Below are 16737 nucleotides of genomic sequence, written 5' to 3'. Positions count from 1 at the left end.
TGCGGCGCGAATCAAACCTGAACGCCTGGTCTATTCTGCTGCCACAGCTTAATCGACCCGCACGACAGGAGATGCGAATGAGAACTCTGGAGTTGGCCGGCGTGTCCGTGCCGGTAATCGGCCAGGGCACTTGGCGCCTGGGTGAAGAACCGTCCCATCACAAAAAAGAAGTGGCTGCCCTGCGCCTGGGCATTGAAATGGGCATGACCCTGATCGACACCGCCGAAATGTATGCCGAGGGCGGCGCCGAAAAAGTCGTTGGCGAAGCGATCACCGGGCTGCGTGACCAAGTATTCCTGGTGAGCAAGGTCTACCCCCACAACGCCAGCCGCAAAGGCATTCCGCTGGCCTGCGAGCGCAGCCTGCGGCGGCTCGACACCGATTACATCGACCTTTATCTGCTGCACTGGCGTGGCCAATACCCGCTGGAAGAAACCGTCGAAGCGTTTGAACGACTTCGCGAAGAAGGCAAGATCGGGCGCTGGGGCGTGTCGAATTTCGACGTCGACGACATGGAAGAACTGAACGCGCCCGACTGCGCCACCAACCAGGTGCTGTACAACCTGCAGGAGCGCGGCATCGAATACGACCTGCTGCCCTGGAGCCAGCAACGGCGCATGTCGATCATGGCCTACTGCCCGGTCGGCCAGGGTGGGCAGCTGCTCAGGGATCACACCATGCAACAAATCGCCGAGCGCCACCGCGCGACACCGGCGCAGATTGCCCTGGCCTGGCTGTTGCGCCAGGACAATGTGATCGCCATTCCCAAGGCCGTGCAGCCTGAACATGTGCGCCTGAATGCCGAAGCGGCGAATCTGCAACTTGAGCCCCAGGATCTGGCGGCGTTGGACCTGGTGTTTCCCAAGCCCCAGGGCAAGCAGCGGTTGGCGATGGTTTAGCTTGGGGAATCGAAGGTTCTGTGGCGAGGGAGCTTGCTCCCGCTGGGGTGCGAAGCGGCCCTCGCTTTAGGCGGCTGCTGCGCAACCGAGCGGGAGCAAGCTCCCTCGCCACAAGAGCCTCCCCCTCCAACCCATCACTCAGCGGCATCAGAACAACCCCATCTGCCCCCCGACCAAAGTCGAAAAATCATCGTCCACAAACGGCAGGATTGCATCCGCCACCGGCTGTAGTTGCTTAGTCACGTAATGGTCGTAATCTATCGGCGCGCTGCGGGTTTCCAGCGGCTCGGGGCCGGCCACGGTGATAACGTAGCTGATCCAACCGCCGTTCTGATACTGCCGAGGCCGACCCTGGCGTTCGTTGAACTCGTCGGCGAGCCGAGCGGCCCGTACGTGGGGCGGCACGTTGCGTTCGTAATCATCCAGGGGGCGGCGCAGGCGCTTGCGGTAGACCAGACGCTCATCGAATGTACCGGCCAGCGTCTGGCGCACGTAGTCGCGCACATAATCCTGATAGGGCTGGCGATGGAAGATCCGTCCGTACAGCTCCTGCTGGAACTGCCGGGCCAGAGGCGACCAATCGGTGCGCACGGTTTCCAGGCCCTTGTAGATGATTTCATCGCTGCCGTCGGCGCGGGTCATCAAGCCGGCGTAGCGCTTCTTGCTGCCCTCCTCCGCGCCGCGGATGGTCGGCATGAGGAAACGCTTGAAATGGGTTTCGAATTGCAGCTCCAGCGCGCTCTCCAGGCCGAACTCGTCACGCACGTGCTCGCGCCACCACCCGTTGACGTAAGCCACCAGTTCCCGGCCAATCGCCGCGGCTTCGTCCTGGCCATGGGGCCGGCGCAGCCAGACGAAGGTTGAATCGGTGTCCCCATAGATCACCACATGCCCCCTTGCTTCGATCAACTGCCGGGTGCGTTGCATGATCTGATGACCGCGCAGGGTGATGGACGACGCCAGGCGCGGGTCGAAGAAGCGACAGCCACTGGAGCCGAGCACTCCATAAAACGCGTTCATGATGATTTTAAGCGCCTGGGACAAGGGCGCGTTATGTTCGCGCTTGGCGGTCTCCCTGCCTTCAGCGACCCGCGCCACGATGGACGGCAGGCAGTGTCGGGTACGGGAGAACCGCGCCCCGCGAAAGCCTGGGACAGACTCGTGCTCGCCCGGATGGCGCAGCCCCTCGATCAGGCCCACCGGGTCTATCAGAAAGGTGCGGATGATCGACGGGTACAGGCTCTTGTAGTCGAGCACCAGCACCGATTCGTAGAGCCCCGGCTGGGAATCCATGACGAACCCGCCAGGGCTGGCCTCGGGCGGACGCTGGCCGAGGTTCGGCGCAACGAAGCCCTGGCGGTGCATCAGCGGCATGTAAAGGTGCGTGAACGCCGCCACCGAACCACCGCTGCGATCGGCCGGCAGGCCGGTGACGCTGGCGCGCTCCAGCAGGAACTCGAGCAGATCGGTCTTGGCGAAAATCCGCGTCACCAGCTCGCAGTCCTTGAGGTTGTAGCGGGCCAGGGCCGGCTTGTCCTCGGCGAACATGCGGTTGATCTCGTCCATGCGCTGGTACGGGTTGTCGATGGACTTGCCTTCGCCCAGCAGGGTCTGCGCGACGTTCTCCAGGCTGAACGACGGGAAACTCCAGGTCGCCGAACGCAAGGACTCGATCCCGTCGATGATCAACCGGCCCGCCGCCGAGGCGAAGAAATGATTGTTGCGCGCGCCATGCTCGCGCCACTGCATTTCCTCACCGCCACGCCCCAGGCGCAGCGGCACGGCCAACCGACGAGCATGCTCATGCAACACGCGCAAATCGAACTGCACCAGGTTCCAGCCGATGATCGCGTCGGGGTCGAAGCGGGCAAACCACTCATTGAGCTTCTTGAGCAGCAGCGTTCGGGATTCGCAATATTCGAGTTGGAAATCAACGTCGCGATCATCGCCGTTCGGTGGACCGAGCATATAGACCTGTCGCTCGCCGCAGCCTTCCAGGGCGATGGAGTACAAATCGCCCTGGGCGGTGGTTTCGATGTCCAGGGACACCAGCCGCAGCGGTGGGCGGTACTCGGGAGCCGGTTTCATCTGGGCGTCGAGCAGCACGCCGTCGGCCGATGGCGTGCCACCGAACCACACCGGGGCGGTGATGAAGCGCTCCATCAGGTAGCGCTCCGGTGGCCGGATATCAGCTTCGAACACGTCCACGCCGGCGCGCCGCAGCGTGGTGTCCAGGCGCATCAGTTGTCCATGCTGTCGACAATACAGGCCCAGCACCGGGCGATGCTCGAAATCCAGCAGGTCCAGGGGACGCAGCTCGATGTCCTTCTCCCCTTGCAACAGCGCTTCGGCCTGGCCGCGCTGCACTTGCGGCACGAACGCCACCGAAGGCTGCACCGGCAGGCGCACGCGCCGGGGGCCGGCATCGGTCGCCAGCCAGAACTCGACTTCGGTGCCCGCCGGGGTATCGCGCCAATGCCGGGTCAGGACGAAGCCCTGCTGTAGATCCACCGCTGAAACCTCAAAACTTGCATGTGCGCTGATTCTACCTGTGGCGAGGGGATTTATCCCCGCTGGGGTGCGCAGCAGCCCCTCAAGCAACTTGCATCAGATGAATGTCGTGTCGACATTTTTGGGACTGCTGCGCAGCCCAGCGGGGCGGCGCGACGCTTCGCTAAATCCCTTCGCCACAACGGCGGATGACTTTAGATAGGAGTGAATTCTCCCGCCATGACGCTTTTGGACGACTGACTGCCGCTTTATCGCTTGCCCTTCGCCGTTGGGTCTACGATTCTTTTACCACCCGCAAAAAACGACACCCGAGGCCTCCCCATGAAAACCGTCGCGCAGTTGCTCCGGATAAAAGACGAGAAGAACCAGCAAGTGCACACCATTTCACCGGACGACATGGTTTTGCAGGCCCTGATGCGCATGGCCGAGAAAAACGTCGGTGCCTTGCTGGTGGTGAAGAACGACGAGGTGCTGGGCATCATCAGTGAGCGTGACTATGCGCGCAAAATGGTCTTGCACGGGCGCTCATCGGTGGGCACGAAAGTCAGCGACATCATGGTTTCGCCCGTGATCACCATCGATCCCCATCAGAACGTCGAGACGTGCCTGAGCATCATGACTGAAAAGCACTTGCGGCATTTGCCCGTCGTGGAGGACGGCAAGCTCGTCGGCCTGTTGTCCATCGGCGACCTGGTGAAAGAGGCCATTGCCGAACAAGCAGACCTGATCCGACAACTGGAGCAATACATTCGCGGCGAATGATCGGCTCGGGCGGGTTGCTCATTTGCGACTCACTTCTATATTGAAGGAGTTGCCCCGCCGAGCATCCCCATGGCCGTTACCGAACGACTGATCATCTGTGAACATTGCGATGCGGTGTACGAGCCGGTTGAGCTCGCCCCGCATCAAAAAGCTGCGTGCGTGCAATGTCACGCCGTGATCCAGCGCTACAACGGCTTGACCATCGAACAGCGCTTGGCCTTGACCATCACCGCGGCGGTGGTTTGGGTCTTCGCCAACGTTTATCCGGTGATGAGCATCCGCCTCCAGGGCTTGAGCAACAGCGCGACGCTGTGGGACTCCGTCGTTGCCCTGAGCCAGGGCCCCATTACCTTCATCGCCCTGGTCGCCGCCGTCGCGATCATCATCGCCCCGGCCTTCCAATTGGCGCTCCTGCTCTGGGTGCTGGGCTACGCCTATTCCAAGCGGCGGGCACCGGCTTTCAGCCTGTGCATGCGCAGCCTGGAAACCCTGCGGCCGTGGAGCATGCTGGAGGTGTGTCTGCTGGGTGCGTTGGTCGCGGTGATCAAGCTTGCCGGCCTGCTGGATGTACTGCCCGGCATCGGCCTGTTCGCCCTGGCGGCCCTGAGCCTCTTGATGATCCGTATTGCCGGCCGCGATGTCCGCGACCTTTGGGACACCCTGTGAACGGGCCATTGCCAGGCAACCCGCCCCGGGCCGGCGACCTGAACCTGTGCCTGTGCCACAGCTGCGGCCTGGCGTGCGACATGAGCGACGAGCCCGAGACGTGTCCGCGCTGCGATGCCGCCCTGCACCGGCGCAAACCCGATACCCTGACCCGCACCTGGGCCTACATGCTGGCGGCGCTGGTGTTCTATATCCCGGCGAACCTGCTGCCGGTCATGAACACCCAAATGCTCGGCGATGGCGCGGACAGCACGATCATCAGCGGCGTTCTCGAGTTCTGGAACAGTGGCGCCTGGGACATCGCCCTGATCATCTTCATCGCCAGCATCGCCGTACCGGGCATCAAGTTCGTCGTACTGACGCTGCTGCTGGTGACCGTGCAGCGGCGCAGCACCTGGGCCCAGGTCCAGCGAGCGAAGCTGTACCGGCTGGTGGAGGTCATCGGCTACTGGTCGATGCTCGATGTGCTGGTCGTAGCGTTGGTGGCGGCGCTGGTGAAATTCCAGGCCCTGAGCGACATCGAACCGCGACCGGGAATACTGTTCTTCGGTCTCGTGGTGCTGTTTACCATGCTGTCGGCCATGAGTTTCGATCCACGGCTGATCTGGGATACCCAACCATCCGAGGAGGTCATGGATGAAGTCGCAAGCCACTGATGGACAGCCCGCACCGGGCCGGGCCCATGTCACCAGCCGTCGCTGGACGGTGTCGCTGGTATGGATCGTGCCCATCATCGCCGTGCTGGTGGGGGTGTCCCTGGTGGTCCATAACTGGCTGCAGGAAGGCCCGACCATCACCATCACCTTCAAGACGGGCGAGGGCCTCACCGCGAACAAGACCCCGGTCAAATACCGCAACGTGGTCATCGGCCAGGTCACCGACGTGCAACTGAGCGCCGACCAGAAGAATGTGACCGCCACCGTCAAGCTCGCCAAGACCGCGGACACGTTCACCCATGAAGACTCGGTGTTCTGGGTGGTCCGGCCGCGTATCGGCGCCGGCGGTATCTCCGGGATCGATACCTTGCTGTCCGGGGATTTCATCGGTGCCGACGCCGGCCACTCCACCGTGCGCGCCAAGTCCTTCACCGGCCTGGAGGCCCCGCCCCCCATCACTTACGGAGAGCCGGGCAAGCGCTTTACCCTGCACTCCCAGGACCTCGGTTCGCTGGACATCGGCTCGCCGGTGTACTTGCGCAAGATCCCGGTGGGCCAAGTGGTGTCCTATGCCCTGGACGCCGACGGCAAGGGGGTCAATATCGAAGTGTTCGTCAATGCGCCAAACGATGCCTACGTCACCGAGAACACCCGCTTCTGGAACGTCAGCGGTGTCGATGTGAACGTCGGCGCCAACGGTTTCGCGGTCAAGACCGAATCCCTCTCCGCCCTGCTGGTCGGCGGCATCGCCTTCAGGGCCCCGGAGTACAGCCCCAACGACACGCCCGCGCCCGAAGACAAGAATTTCGAGCTGTTCGCCGACCAACAGAGCGCCCTCGCCCCGCCCAGTGGCAAGGCGCAATTCCTGGCTTTACGCTTCGACCAGGCCTTGCGCGGCTTGCGCGTTGGGGCCCCGGTGGAGTTTCTAGGCATCGAGATCGGCCGTGTCGTCGCCATGAACCTGGATTTCGACGAAAAGCAGCGCACGTTCCCTATCAATGTCGGCATCGTGATCTACCCCCAACTGCTGGGAAAGGCCCACGAAAAACTGCTCAAATCGCTGGATTACGATCCGGAAGACGAAGCCGCCGCTGCCCGGCTGGTGGGCAGTTTCGTCGAACGGGGCCTGCGCGCCCAGGCTCGCAGCGGCAACCTGCTGACCGGGCAGTTGTATATCTCCCTGGATTTCTACCCCAAAGCGGAAAAGGTCGCCTTCGACCTCGCCGCCCGCCCCCTGCGGATCCCGACGATCCCGGGCAGCCTGCAGCAATTGCAGGAACAGCTGCAAACGGTGGTGGAGCGCATCAACAAGCTGCCGCTGGAGAGCATCGCCAGCAATCTGGACGGCAATCTGGTGGAGCTGCGCAAAGGACTCTCGCAATTCAACAACAAGACCCTGCCGGGCGTGCAAAGCACCTTGCAGGACGTGAGCAAGACCCTGCAATCGGCGAATTCTACGTTGGCGGAAGACTCGCCGCAGCGTGAACAGCTGACCCAGACCCTGGATGACCTGGGCCGCATGTCCCGTTCGCTGCGCGAGCTGTCGGACTACCTGAGCCGACATCCTGAATCGCTGCTTCGCGGCCGTCCGAAGGACGCCCCGGCGCAAAACCTGACTTTTCCGGTGAAAGAATGATGACAGGAGCACGCTCGATGCCGCTGACGCTGAGATGTTCGTTGATTGCGCTGGCGCTGCTCCTCGGCGCCTGCCGCAGCGACCCTATCCACTATCACACCCTGAGCCCGGTCCAACCGGCGGGCCAGGTGCATGCGGGCGTGGATATCCAGATCGAGCAACTCAGCGTTCCACCGCAAGTGGATCGCACCCAGATGGTGATTCGCCAGGGCGACAGCGGGTTGGCCATCCTCGAAACCGAATGGTGGGGCTCAAGCCTGGCGGACGAACTACGCAGCAGCCTTGACGAGCAATTGAGCAACCCCGGTGCGCCAAAGCGGTTGCTGCGGGTCGACGTGCAGCGCTTCGACTCGATTCCCGGTCGGTATGCGCGCATGGACGTGCAATGGCGACTGCGCACGCTGGGCAGCGACGCCCACGCCCTCACCTGTCGCAGCAGCCTGCAAACACCGGCCACGGGCAATATCGACGACTTGGTGAAGGGGCATCAAAACAACGTCCGGCAGTTGGTCGACCTCGTGGGGCAAGCGGCATCGCGCAACGCCTGCCCCTGATTCAATCGGGCCAATGCAGTGAAAGCACTGGAGCGACTCGCGGGTGGTGGTCGATACGCGCCAGCAAGGCATGGAACTCAGGGCGGGCATTGAGCATCGCTTCTCGGGTTTCGACCCATTTCGTGATCACCGCCGCCAGGATATCCAGCGCGCCGGGCTCGGCGCCGCCGAGAAAGGGTGACGCTGCAAACTGGTCGGCAAACAGAGCCCAGTTGCGATACAGGCGCTGTTTCGTGCCCGACACCAGACGTTCCTGGGTGAATTCGTCCGCATCAGGCAGCCAGCGCTGGGGGAAATCGATAATGCCAATGGGCGTGTAGCAATTGGCGGCGATATAGACCAGGCCACGTATGACCTGCGCGCGCTGGGCCGGATCCTCCGGCAACAGTTTTGATTCTCGGAAAGACAACCCCAAGTGAATCAGGATCGCCGCCGCCTCGGTCAACACCGAGCCGTCCGGCAGTTGCAGGGTCGGGACCTGCTTCTGAGGATTCAACGCCTCGAGTTCTTTCGCGGCCTCGTTGTCCTCGGTCGAATAGGTATCGACGCGTCGATAAGGCACCCCGCATAGGTTCAAGGCGACCTCGACAGCTGCCGAGCCGGACTGGCTGTGACCGAATAACTGGTACATGCACCTGCCTCCTGCAAAAGGGATTATGCCGGTAGAGGCTTCCTGGTCCGTGAGTGTTCCATCAATCTGACGACACACCTGCAACGAGCTATCACCGCCGTCGATGTCCACCATCACGTCAATGAAGTTCTCATGCTCCCTGCCCGGCGCAACAATGGCCCCACACAAACAACACACCCCGGAGCACACCATCATGAAACGCCAAATCATCCTCAGCTTCGCTTTCTCGGTACTGGCCGCCAACGCATTCGCCGCCACTTCCCAACCCGTCGTTGCCGAAGGTGGCTCCGACCGCCTGATCGAAAGCCGCGTCGCCGAAGGTGGTTCCGACCGTCTGCTGGAACGCCGCGTCGCCGAAGGTGGCTCCGATCGTCTGCTGGAACGTCGCGTCGCCGAAGGTGGCTCCGATCGCCTGCTGGAACGCCGCGTCGCCGAAGGTGGCTCCGATCGTCTGCTGGAACGCCGCGTCGCCGAAGGTGGCTCCGATCGTCTGCTGGAACGCCGCGTCGCCGAAGGTGGCTCCGATCGTCTGCTGGAACGCCGCGTCGCCGAAGGTGGCTCCGATCGTCTGCTGGAACGCCGCGTCGCCGAAGGTGGCTCCGATCGTCTGGCTCAGAACCGTGCATGAGTGGTTTTCACGCAATGCCTGACCCGGTTCCAAACGACGTTCAATACGAGTCATGGCGAGGACAGCCCCTTGCCATGACGGTCCAACCCGCTTGCAAGTCATCCCCCTGAAAGCCCGGCCTCAACCGCCGGGCTTTTTCATGGCCAGAAGTTTTAGCGCCCCGAAGCCCGAGCCATGCAGCGCTGATAACGTTCGTCCACGCGCTTGGCAAACCATGCGGTGGTCAGTTTGCGTGTGATCTTCGGACTCTTGAGCACAATGCCCGGCAACAGTGCCCGAGGCAGCGGCTTGCCCTCGGCCTTCTCAGCCAGTTCGAATACACGCTTGTAGAGTTTGCTGTCTTCGAAGGCGAGGCTGTCGCCCATCTCCAACTGATCGCGGATGGTCGGGTTGCGCATCCCCAGGGACTTGCCCAAGGTGCGCACCGCCAATTCCGTGCTGCCCGGCATGATCGAGCCATGCAAGATCAAGTCGCCGTCCAGGGCCAAAGAAATACCCGAAGCGCGACTCACCGCATGTTGAAACGCCGCGTTGCGACTGGCATACCACCCGGCATTGAAATCGGCGAACCGGTACAGCGGCTCTGTGTAGCTCACCGGATAGCCCAACAAATGGGCGATGCCGAAATACATGCCGCCACGACGACTGAACACTTCCCGCCGAATGGAGCCATCCACCGTGTACGGATAATCCCGGGCATTGGCCTGGGCAAATGCGATGCTGACCTGCATCGGGCCACCCGTGTGCACGGGATTGAAGCCGTCGAACAACGTCTTGCCCAACGGCACCATGCTGATGAAGTCATCGAAAATCGCGCTGAGTTCTTTCTCGCTTCGCGCCGCGTCCAGACGGTCGCTGTAGCTTTTACCGTTCGGCGAACGCACCTGGAGCGCGCCGCTGACCAGGAACCCCGGAATGTGCACCTTGGCCGCGCGACGGTCGATCTCCTGCCGGGCGATCTTGCCCAGCCCGGGCACGGCCGGATCGGCCTGGAACGTGGATTCCTGTTCGGTCACCGCCAGCACCGAACAGATGTTCTGCGTCGTGGGCGGGATCTGCTGCGCCGAAAAGGCTACGTAGATATCCGTTGCCCAGCCTGCCCGATCAGCGGTCTTGGCCGGCAACAAACGAACGATCTGCGCCTTGACTTCGGCAGGCTGGCGTTCAGGCTCCTGGGCCTGGCGAGTGCCGCAACCGGCCAGGGCCAGCGAAGCGGCGAGGCTGATCGTCAATCGAGTGAAATGCATGGTGCTCCATCAGATCCATTGTTCGGGAGCAACCATACGACCAAAAGCCGGTAGAAATCCAATAGAGAGCAAGCTTGCTCCTACAAGGCAACGCCGTTCACTCAAGGCCACCTGCAAACCCGTGGCGAGGGAGCTTGCTCCCGCTGGGCCGTGAAGCGGCCCCAAAACCCGCCCAATGCGCAGCAACAGAAACACCGAGTCCGACGGTTTACGACTGCTTCGCCGCCGAGCGGGAGCAAAGTCCCTCGACACAGGTCCATCATCTTTCTAGTACGGTGCTGGGTTAGATTCCGCTCAAGGCCAGGTCCAGGGCGAAGTAGGTGAAGATCAGGTCTGCCCCGGCCCGCTTGATCGCGCCCAGACTTTCACGTACCACGCGGGCCTCGTCGATAGCACCGGCCTGGGCGGCAAACTTGATCATCGCGTATTCACCGCTGACCTGGTAAGCCGACAAGGGCAAGTTCGACGCCTGGCGAATGTCGCGGATGATATCGAGATAGGCCCCTGCCGGCTTGACCATCAACGCATCGGCGCCCTCCTGCTCGTCCAGCAACGACTCGCGCAAGGCTTCGCGACGGTTCATCGGGTTCATCTGATAGCTCTTGCGGTCGCCCTTCAAGGCACTGCCGCCAGCCTCGCGAAACGGCCCGTAGAGCGCCGAGGCGAACTTGGTGGAGTAGGCCATGATGGCGGTCTGGCTGAAGCCCGCGTTGTCCAAAGCCTTGCGAATAGCCTGGACTTGCCCGTCCATGGCCGCCGACGGCGCAATGACATCGGCACCGGCGCGCGCCGCCGCCACGGCTTGCTTGCCCAGGTTGACCAAGGTGCGGTCGTTATCCACTTCATCGCCATGCAGCACGCCGCAATGGCCATGATCGGTGTATTCACAGAAACAAGTGTCGGACATCACCACCATTTCCGGCACGGCGTCCTTGCAGATCCCGGCCATGCGCGATACCAGGCCACGCTCGCTCCACGTGTCGCTGCCATCGTTGTCCAGGTGATGAGACACGCCAAAGGTCATCACCGATTTGATACCCGCGCGGGCATAGCGCTCGATTTCGCCGGCCAGTTTCGATTCGGGGATACGCCTCACACCCGGCATGCTCTTGATCGGCACAAAATCGTCGATCTCTTCCTCGACGAAGATTGGCAGCACCAGATCGTTCAATGTGAACTCGGTTTCCTGGAACAGGCTGCGCAAGCTCGCGTTGCGGCGCAGACGGCGTGGACGTGCTTCGGGGAACTGGCTGGACATGGGACTCCGGGGTCAGGTTTGAATCACGAGGCAAAGCTTATGCCCTGGCCAGCCAGGGCACAAACGGCGCTCGGAAAACAGAGTGTTACCGACCGGGCAATAATCCCTCAGTCAGCGATCCCTGGTGCCAGTCATTCCGGGATCTTCAACCCGCGAGTCACTGCCGGCCGCGCCAGGAAACGCTCCAACACCCGAGTCACGTTGGGGAAGTTCTGGATGCCCACCAGGTCACCCGCCTCGTAGAATCCCAGCAGATTGCGCACCCACGGAAACGTCGCGATGTCGGCAATGGTGTAGCGCTCGCCCATGATCCAGTCCCGCCCCTGCAAACGGCCATCGAGCACCTTGAGCAGGCGCCTGCTCTCCTCGACATAACGGTCGCGCGGTCGCTTGTCCTCGTAGTCCTTGCCGGCGAACTTGTTGAAGAACCCCAGTTGCCCGAACATCGGCCCGATCCCGCCCATCTGGAACATCAGCCACTGGATCGTCTCGTAGCGCGCCGCCGATTCCTGTGCGAGCAATTGGCCGCTCTTGTCCGCCAGGTAGATCAGGATCGCCCCCGATTCGAACAACGCCAGCGGTTGGTTCCCGGGACCGTGGGGATCGAGAATGGCTGGAATCTTGTTGTTGGGGTTCAGCGACAGAAACTCGGGCGACAATTGGTCATTACTGCCGAAATCGACTTTATGGGGCTCGTACGGCAGGCCAATCTCTTCGAGCATGATCGAGACTTTTACGCCGTTGGGGGTCGGCAGGGAGTAGAGCTGGATCCACTCAGGGTACTGGGCGGGCCATTTTTGGGTGATGGGAAAAGGGGTCAGGTTGGGCATGAAATGGGTTCCAGAGTCAGCCAGAAAGCTGAAGCATAAATCAGCTGATCCAGCATTGGGCCGTCGCCCATTCTTAAATCCGCAACATCCTGTCGCTAACATTCGCTTCATCTCCTGACGGCATGCCGCTAAAAACAGCGCATCGGCCAGGATCGAACCAAAGGGCGAGAAGGGACTCAGAGAGAGGCCCCGAGAAATCGAAGCGGCTTTACGACAAGGAAAACACCCGGGCCCAGGGCCTCGCGGTGCCGGGGTTTGTCAGCCTGAATCGAGAGCATCGAAGACGTCTATCCCATGATGAACCCACAGAGATTCACCCGTTACCTCAAACGCCGTTCGTGGCTGGTGCTGCCGACGCTGCTTGTGGCCTGTGGACTGGTACTGTCGCTGGAATCCAGCGTCAGCCGCGCGCAGCCAGCCGACGGTGTCCAGACCCTGGTGTTCTTGCGCCACGCCGAGAAACCCGCCGGAGGCCTCGGCCAGCTCAACTGCCAAGGCCTCAACCGCGCCATCGACCTGGCTACCCTGCTGCCGGAAAAATTCGGCAAAGCTGACTATGTATTCGCCGCCAACCCTACCCGAAACGTCGAAGAGGGTGAGTTGGACAATTCCTATAGTTACATCCGCCCATTGATGACCATCAGCCCCAGTGCCATCAAGCTGGGCTTGCCGGTCAATATCGAATACTCAGCCAACGACACCAGCGACCTGGCAAACGAACTGCTGGACGACAAATACCACAACTCCACCATCTACACCGCCTGGTCCCATGGTTACCTGCCGGAGCTGATCAATAAGGTCGCTGGTGAAGCGGTGGGCAAACGGCAAGAGATTACCGACGATTGGGCGTCGAGCGATTTCGATTCGCTGTATGTACTGACCCTGACGTGGCACAACGGCAAGGCCAGCCTCACCAGCCAGAATTACAAGCAAGGGCTGGATAACGGGCAGGAGACGTGCCCGACGTAACCGGCAGGCCACTTCTATTGACTGGACATCCGATGTGGGAGATTCTATGGTGCATGGCTAGCCCTTAGATGCCTTTTGGTAAGTATTCGCTCTGGTTCTTCAACAGAGCGAATACCACTCGGGCAAGCTTGCGGGCCAGTGCCACTAATGCTTCGGTTGTGCTTAGCCCTCGAGCCCGCAGAGCCCCATAAAAACCCTTCCACGCCGCTGTGCGGCTCGCCGACATCGCGGCGTTGTGCATCAATCGGCGCGCCTCCGGGTCACCTCGCTTAGACAGGCAGCGGCGTCCCTTCTTTTTTCCCGAGTCCGATATGCGCAGGTCCAGCCCTAGAAAAGCGATGAAGGCATCGGCATTTCTGAAATCTCCACGCTGAAACGACGTAAGTAAACGCGCACCGCTCAACAGCCCGATTCCTTCGACTTTCATGCAGCGCTTGAGCTGACTGCCCAGACCGGCTGCATCCAATTGCGTCTGGATTGTTTTCTCAAGCAAGATTTCCAGTCGCTGCATGGCCTTTATCTGGTTCTCAAAGGCCGTTTTGAGCAACGGTTCGTTCGACCAACTTTGCTTGAGGCTGACACGCGCCTGAACCAAGGCTGCCCGGCGCCGGAAAAGGCTTATAAGCCGGCAATACAGGGGCGATGGCGGGGTCCACGGGTGCAACTGGTGGCCTTCGTTGTTCAAGTAGCGAGCCAACAACCGAGCATCCAGCGCATCGGTTTTGGCGCGAACTTTCACACCTTTGCGGTAATGGCTGAGTTCGTAGCCGCCGATCATGTAGATCACACAGCCCTGCGCATAAGCCAGGTCGGCGAAGTCCTGGTGATAGATATTGGTGGCCTCGATGGCGACATCCACTGGCGCAGGCAATTCCTTGAGCCACTTCTTGATCGCAGCTTTGGTGTTGGGGATCGCTTCCAGTCGATCTGTTTCTGCGTGATAAATCACCAACTCATCTTTGGCGACATCAACCCCCACGATCGGCTTTGCGACAGAAACCGGCATTGCCATTGAAAATCCTCCGCGCTAAGGTTTGAACACTTGAAGGGTTCACCCAGAGGCGCAGGCTTGTTCCTATCGTCGGTCTAGGCCAGATGCATTCTTTATCGGCGCTTGGGTGAAAGGAGGAGGGGTGAAATCTCCCACGGTCTGTACTGCGCGAACAGTCAGAATCGAGCCTTGTCCCTCCTCCTCCCTTCAAGCCCTACCATACAAGCGAGCCTGCTCGCGAAAGCGGCTTCTCAGTCACTGATGTGGTGCATGAAACGGCCTCTTCGCGAGCAGGCTCGCTCCCACAGGGGCACGGTGTGTTGAATGCCAGATGGCGTCCTACCCGCCCCGAGCCGCGCGCTCACGCAGGTATTGCAATACCGCCGCCTGCTCCCCGGCGAACTCGATGCGCCCGCCCTTCTTTTCTCGCTGGAATACGTACATCGGGTCGTAATATTCGCGCAGCAAGCCTTCGATCCAGCCGCGATGCAAATCGACGGCTCCCGTACTGGCCTGCTCGGCCAGGGCCGCCTCCATGATGTCCATCAACCGGCGATGACGGTCGCCCCCCAGCCGCCTATGGATGTTATCGAGGCTCGACAGCAGCCGTTCGGAAAACAGCGAGAAGCCTTCGTCGCCATGCACGTCGATGAATTCGGCGCAGAGGTTGATCACATAATCACTCAGGATGCGCTCGACCCGTCGCTCCAGGCTGTCTTCTAGCCAGACCATCGGCACCTGCTGCATACGCTGGTACAACGGCAGCGGCACGGCGCAGCTGCCCACCATGCGACTTTCGTCTTCCAGCACGAATTGCTCGAGCCCGGCGGCGCGCTTCTTCAGCACATCCACCGCCAGCAGGTTTTCGAAATCGATGTTGGACGGCTGCCCGGTGGCGCGCTTGCCAAAGCTGGAACCGCGATGATTCGCGTAGCCTTCCAGGTCCAGTGCGTTGGGCAGTTGCGTCAGCACTTCGGTCTTGCCCGTGCCGGTCATGCCGCCCAACAAGACCAGGTCGCACTGGGCAGCCGCTTGATCGACGGTTTCGAGCAGAAAGGTACGCATGGCCTTGTAGCCACCGCCGACACGGGGGTAGTCGATGCCGGCTTCTTCCTTGAGCCACTGCTGGACAATCTGCGAGCGCAAGCCACCACGAAAGCAATAAAGCACTCCTTCGGGATGGGAACGGGCGAAGTCGGACCAGGCCTGGATGCGCTGGGCCTTGGTGTCACCGCTAACCAATTGATGCCCGAGGACGATGGCAGCTTGCTGGCCCTGTTGTTTATAGCAAGTGCCAACGCGTTGCCGTTCGATGTCGGTCATCAGGGGCAGGTTGACCACGCCGGGAAACGCGCCCTTGAGGAATTCGACGGGCGCTCGGGTGTCCATCATCGGACGGTCGTTGAGGAAGATATCGCGGTAATCGGTGATGTCGCGGGTCATCAGAACACCTCGACCGCGTGGCTCTGTCGCTCGACCAATTCACCGATCGGCTCCAGCGAAAGGCCCAGCTCGACGGCAACCTGCAGGAATTCGCTTTCGCCTTCGGGCGTGACGGCAACCAGCAAGCCGCCGCTGGTCTGCGGGTCGCACAGCACGCGCTTGTGCAACTCCTGGACCCGACCGACCCTGCTGGCGTAGCTGTCATAGTTGCGCAGTGTGCCGCCTGGCACGCAGCCCAGGTCCAGGTAGTACTCGACGCCCGGCAAGCGCGGCACGGCGTCGTAGCGGATGCGTGCGGTGAGCTGGCTGCCATCGGCCATCTCCACCAAGTGTCCGAGCAAGCCGAAACCGGTGACATCGGTCATTGCGGCCACGCCGTCGAGCTTGCCGAAACGGCTGCCGGGCTTGTTGAGGGTGCACATCCAATCCCGGGCCAGGCCCACGTCGGCGGCGCGCAGCTTGCCTTTCTTTTCCGCGGTCGTGAGGATGCCGATCCCCAGGGGTTTGGTCAGGTACAAGCGGCAACCCGCGACGGCGGTGTCGTTGCGCTTCATGTGGCGCTTGTGCAGGAGCCCCGTCACCGCGAGGCCAAACATTGGCTCCGGCGCATCGATCGAATGGCCGCCCGCCAAGGGAATGCCCGCCTCGTCGCACACCGAGCGGCCACCACGAATGACCTCCCGGGCAATTTCCGGGGCCAGTACGTTGACGGGCCAGCCGAGGATTGCAATCGCCATCAGCGGATCGCCGCCCATGGCGTAGATATCACTGATGGCATTGGTCGCGGCGATGCGTCCGAAATCGAAAGGATCGTCGACGATCGGCATGAAGAAATCGGTGGTCGAGACCACCCCGCGCTCCTCGTCGATGGCATACACCGCTGCATCGTCCCGGGAGGCATTGCCGACCCAAAGCTTGGGGTCAAGGTTCTGCGCACCGCTGCCGGCCAGGATCACTTCCAGCACCTGGGGCGAAATCTTGCAGCCGCAACCGGCACCGTGGCTGTACTGGGTCAGGCGAATCGGCTCGCTCATGGGCATACCTCTCGTAAGTCAA

General features: G+C 61.5%; 16 protein-coding genes. 8 read left to right on the top strand and 8 right to left on the bottom strand.

Annotation, left to right across the window (positions count from 1 at the left end; translation table 11 throughout):
* The first annotated feature begins 77 nt into the window (after positions 1 to 77).
* Positions 78 to 899 carry an aldo/keto reductase gene (locus M1D68_RS09690; protein ID WP_445571616.1) on the top strand — a complete coding sequence of 274 codons (822 nt, stop codon included), beginning with the start codon at positions 78 to 80 and terminating at the stop codon, positions 897 to 899.
* A gap of 147 nt (positions 900 to 1046) precedes the next feature.
* On the opposite strand, the gene M1D68_RS09685 is transcribed toward M1D68_RS09690, so the two are convergent.
* Entirely contained in the window at positions 1047 to 3410 is a 2364-nt protein-coding gene (locus tag M1D68_RS09685; RefSeq protein WP_457970158.1) for a DNA polymerase II, read from the bottom strand.
* Positions 3411 to 3731: 321 nt separating this feature from the next.
* Between M1D68_RS09685 and M1D68_RS09680 the strand changes: the two genes are divergently transcribed.
* From M1D68_RS09680 to M1D68_RS09660, 5 genes are all read left to right on the top strand, one after another.
* A complete protein-coding gene (locus M1D68_RS09680; RefSeq protein ID WP_030138503.1) occupies positions 3732 to 4172 on the top strand; it encodes a CBS domain-containing protein in 441 nt (146 codons plus the stop codon).
* Positions 4173 to 4241: 69 nt separating this feature from the next.
* Positions 4242 to 4838, top strand: coding sequence for a paraquat-inducible protein A (locus tag M1D68_RS09675; protein ID WP_434650619.1), 597 nt, complete (start codon positions 4242 to 4244; stop codon positions 4836 to 4838).
* Positions 4835 to 5494, top strand: coding sequence for a paraquat-inducible protein A (locus tag M1D68_RS09670; RefSeq protein WP_434563423.1), 660 nt, complete (start codon positions 4835 to 4837; stop codon positions 5492 to 5494). The genes M1D68_RS09675 and M1D68_RS09670 overlap by 4 nt, the downstream gene beginning before the upstream one ends.
* A complete protein-coding gene (locus M1D68_RS09665) occupies positions 5475 to 7130 on the top strand; it encodes a PqiB family protein (protein ID WP_434563421.1) in 1656 nt (551 codons plus the stop codon). The genes M1D68_RS09670 and M1D68_RS09665 overlap by 20 nt, the downstream gene beginning before the upstream one ends.
* A gap of 17 nt (positions 7131 to 7147) precedes the next feature.
* Positions 7148 to 7684, top strand: coding sequence for a PqiC family protein (locus tag M1D68_RS09660; protein WP_434563419.1), 537 nt, complete (start codon positions 7148 to 7150; stop codon positions 7682 to 7684).
* 1 nt (position 7685) lies between these two features.
* On the opposite strand, the gene M1D68_RS09655 is transcribed toward M1D68_RS09660, so the two are convergent.
* Positions 7686 to 8315: a glutathione S-transferase family protein gene (locus tag M1D68_RS09655; RefSeq protein ID WP_457970154.1), complete on the bottom strand. Its 630-nt coding sequence runs from the start codon at positions 8313 to 8315 to the stop codon at positions 7686 to 7688.
* A gap of 193 nt (positions 8316 to 8508) precedes the next feature.
* On the opposite strand from M1D68_RS09655, the gene M1D68_RS09650 reads away from it, so the two are divergent.
* Positions 8509 to 8943: a phage infection protein gene (locus M1D68_RS09650; RefSeq protein ID WP_434610734.1), complete on the top strand. Its 435-nt coding sequence runs from the start codon at positions 8509 to 8511 to the stop codon at positions 8941 to 8943.
* 152 nt (positions 8944 to 9095) lie between these two features.
* Here the strand turns inward: M1D68_RS09650 and M1D68_RS09645 are convergent, their stop codons facing one another.
* The 3 genes from M1D68_RS09645 to M1D68_RS09635 all read right to left on the bottom strand — a co-directional run bounded on the left by M1D68_RS09645 (position 9096) and on the right by M1D68_RS09635 (position 12278).
* A complete protein-coding gene (locus M1D68_RS09645; RefSeq protein WP_434700945.1) occupies positions 9096 to 10190 on the bottom strand; it encodes a DUF1615 domain-containing protein in 1095 nt (364 codons plus the stop codon).
* A gap of 283 nt (positions 10191 to 10473) precedes the next feature.
* Positions 10474 to 11448 (bottom strand): porphobilinogen synthase, encoded by a 975-nt coding sequence (hemB, locus tag M1D68_RS09640; protein WP_434563413.1) that lies wholly within the window; start codon positions 11446 to 11448, stop codon positions 10474 to 10476.
* A gap of 131 nt (positions 11449 to 11579) precedes the next feature.
* Positions 11580 to 12278, bottom strand: coding sequence for a glutathione S-transferase family protein (locus M1D68_RS09635; RefSeq protein ID WP_457970152.1), 699 nt, complete (start codon positions 12276 to 12278; stop codon positions 11580 to 11582).
* 294 nt (positions 12279 to 12572) lie between these two features.
* Here M1D68_RS09635 and M1D68_RS09630 point away from each other — a divergent pair, with 294 nt between their 5' ends.
* The gene (locus M1D68_RS09630; RefSeq protein WP_434563409.1) at positions 12573 to 13247 is read left to right on the top strand and encodes a histidine phosphatase family protein; all 675 of its coding nucleotides are present in this window, start codon (positions 12573 to 12575) and stop codon (positions 13245 to 13247) included.
* Positions 13248 to 13311: 64 nt separating this feature from the next.
* On the opposite strand, the gene M1D68_RS09625 is transcribed toward M1D68_RS09630, so the two are convergent.
* The 3 genes from M1D68_RS09625 to selD form a co-directional block, all read right to left on the bottom strand.
* Positions 13312 to 14259 (bottom strand): IS110 family transposase, encoded by a 948-nt coding sequence (locus M1D68_RS09625; protein WP_445570990.1) that lies wholly within the window; start codon positions 14257 to 14259, stop codon positions 13312 to 13314.
* Positions 14260 to 14577: 318 nt separating this feature from the next.
* On the bottom strand, positions 14578 to 15681 hold the full coding sequence (gene mnmH / locus M1D68_RS09620) for a tRNA 2-selenouridine(34) synthase MnmH (RefSeq protein WP_457970150.1): 1104 nt from the start codon (positions 15679 to 15681) through the stop codon (positions 14578 to 14580).
* Entirely contained in the window at positions 15681 to 16715 is a 1035-nt protein-coding gene (selD, locus tag M1D68_RS09615; protein ID WP_420764575.1) for a selenide, water dikinase SelD, read from the bottom strand. The genes mnmH and selD overlap by 1 nt, the downstream gene beginning before the upstream one ends.
* Positions 16716 to 16737 lie beyond the last annotated feature (22 nt).

The sequence above is a fragment of the Pseudomonas sp. R4-84 genome, assembly GCF_054130985.1.
Note: the sequence above shows the minus strand (reverse complement) of the source record. Positions and strands in the feature narration are given on the sequence as shown.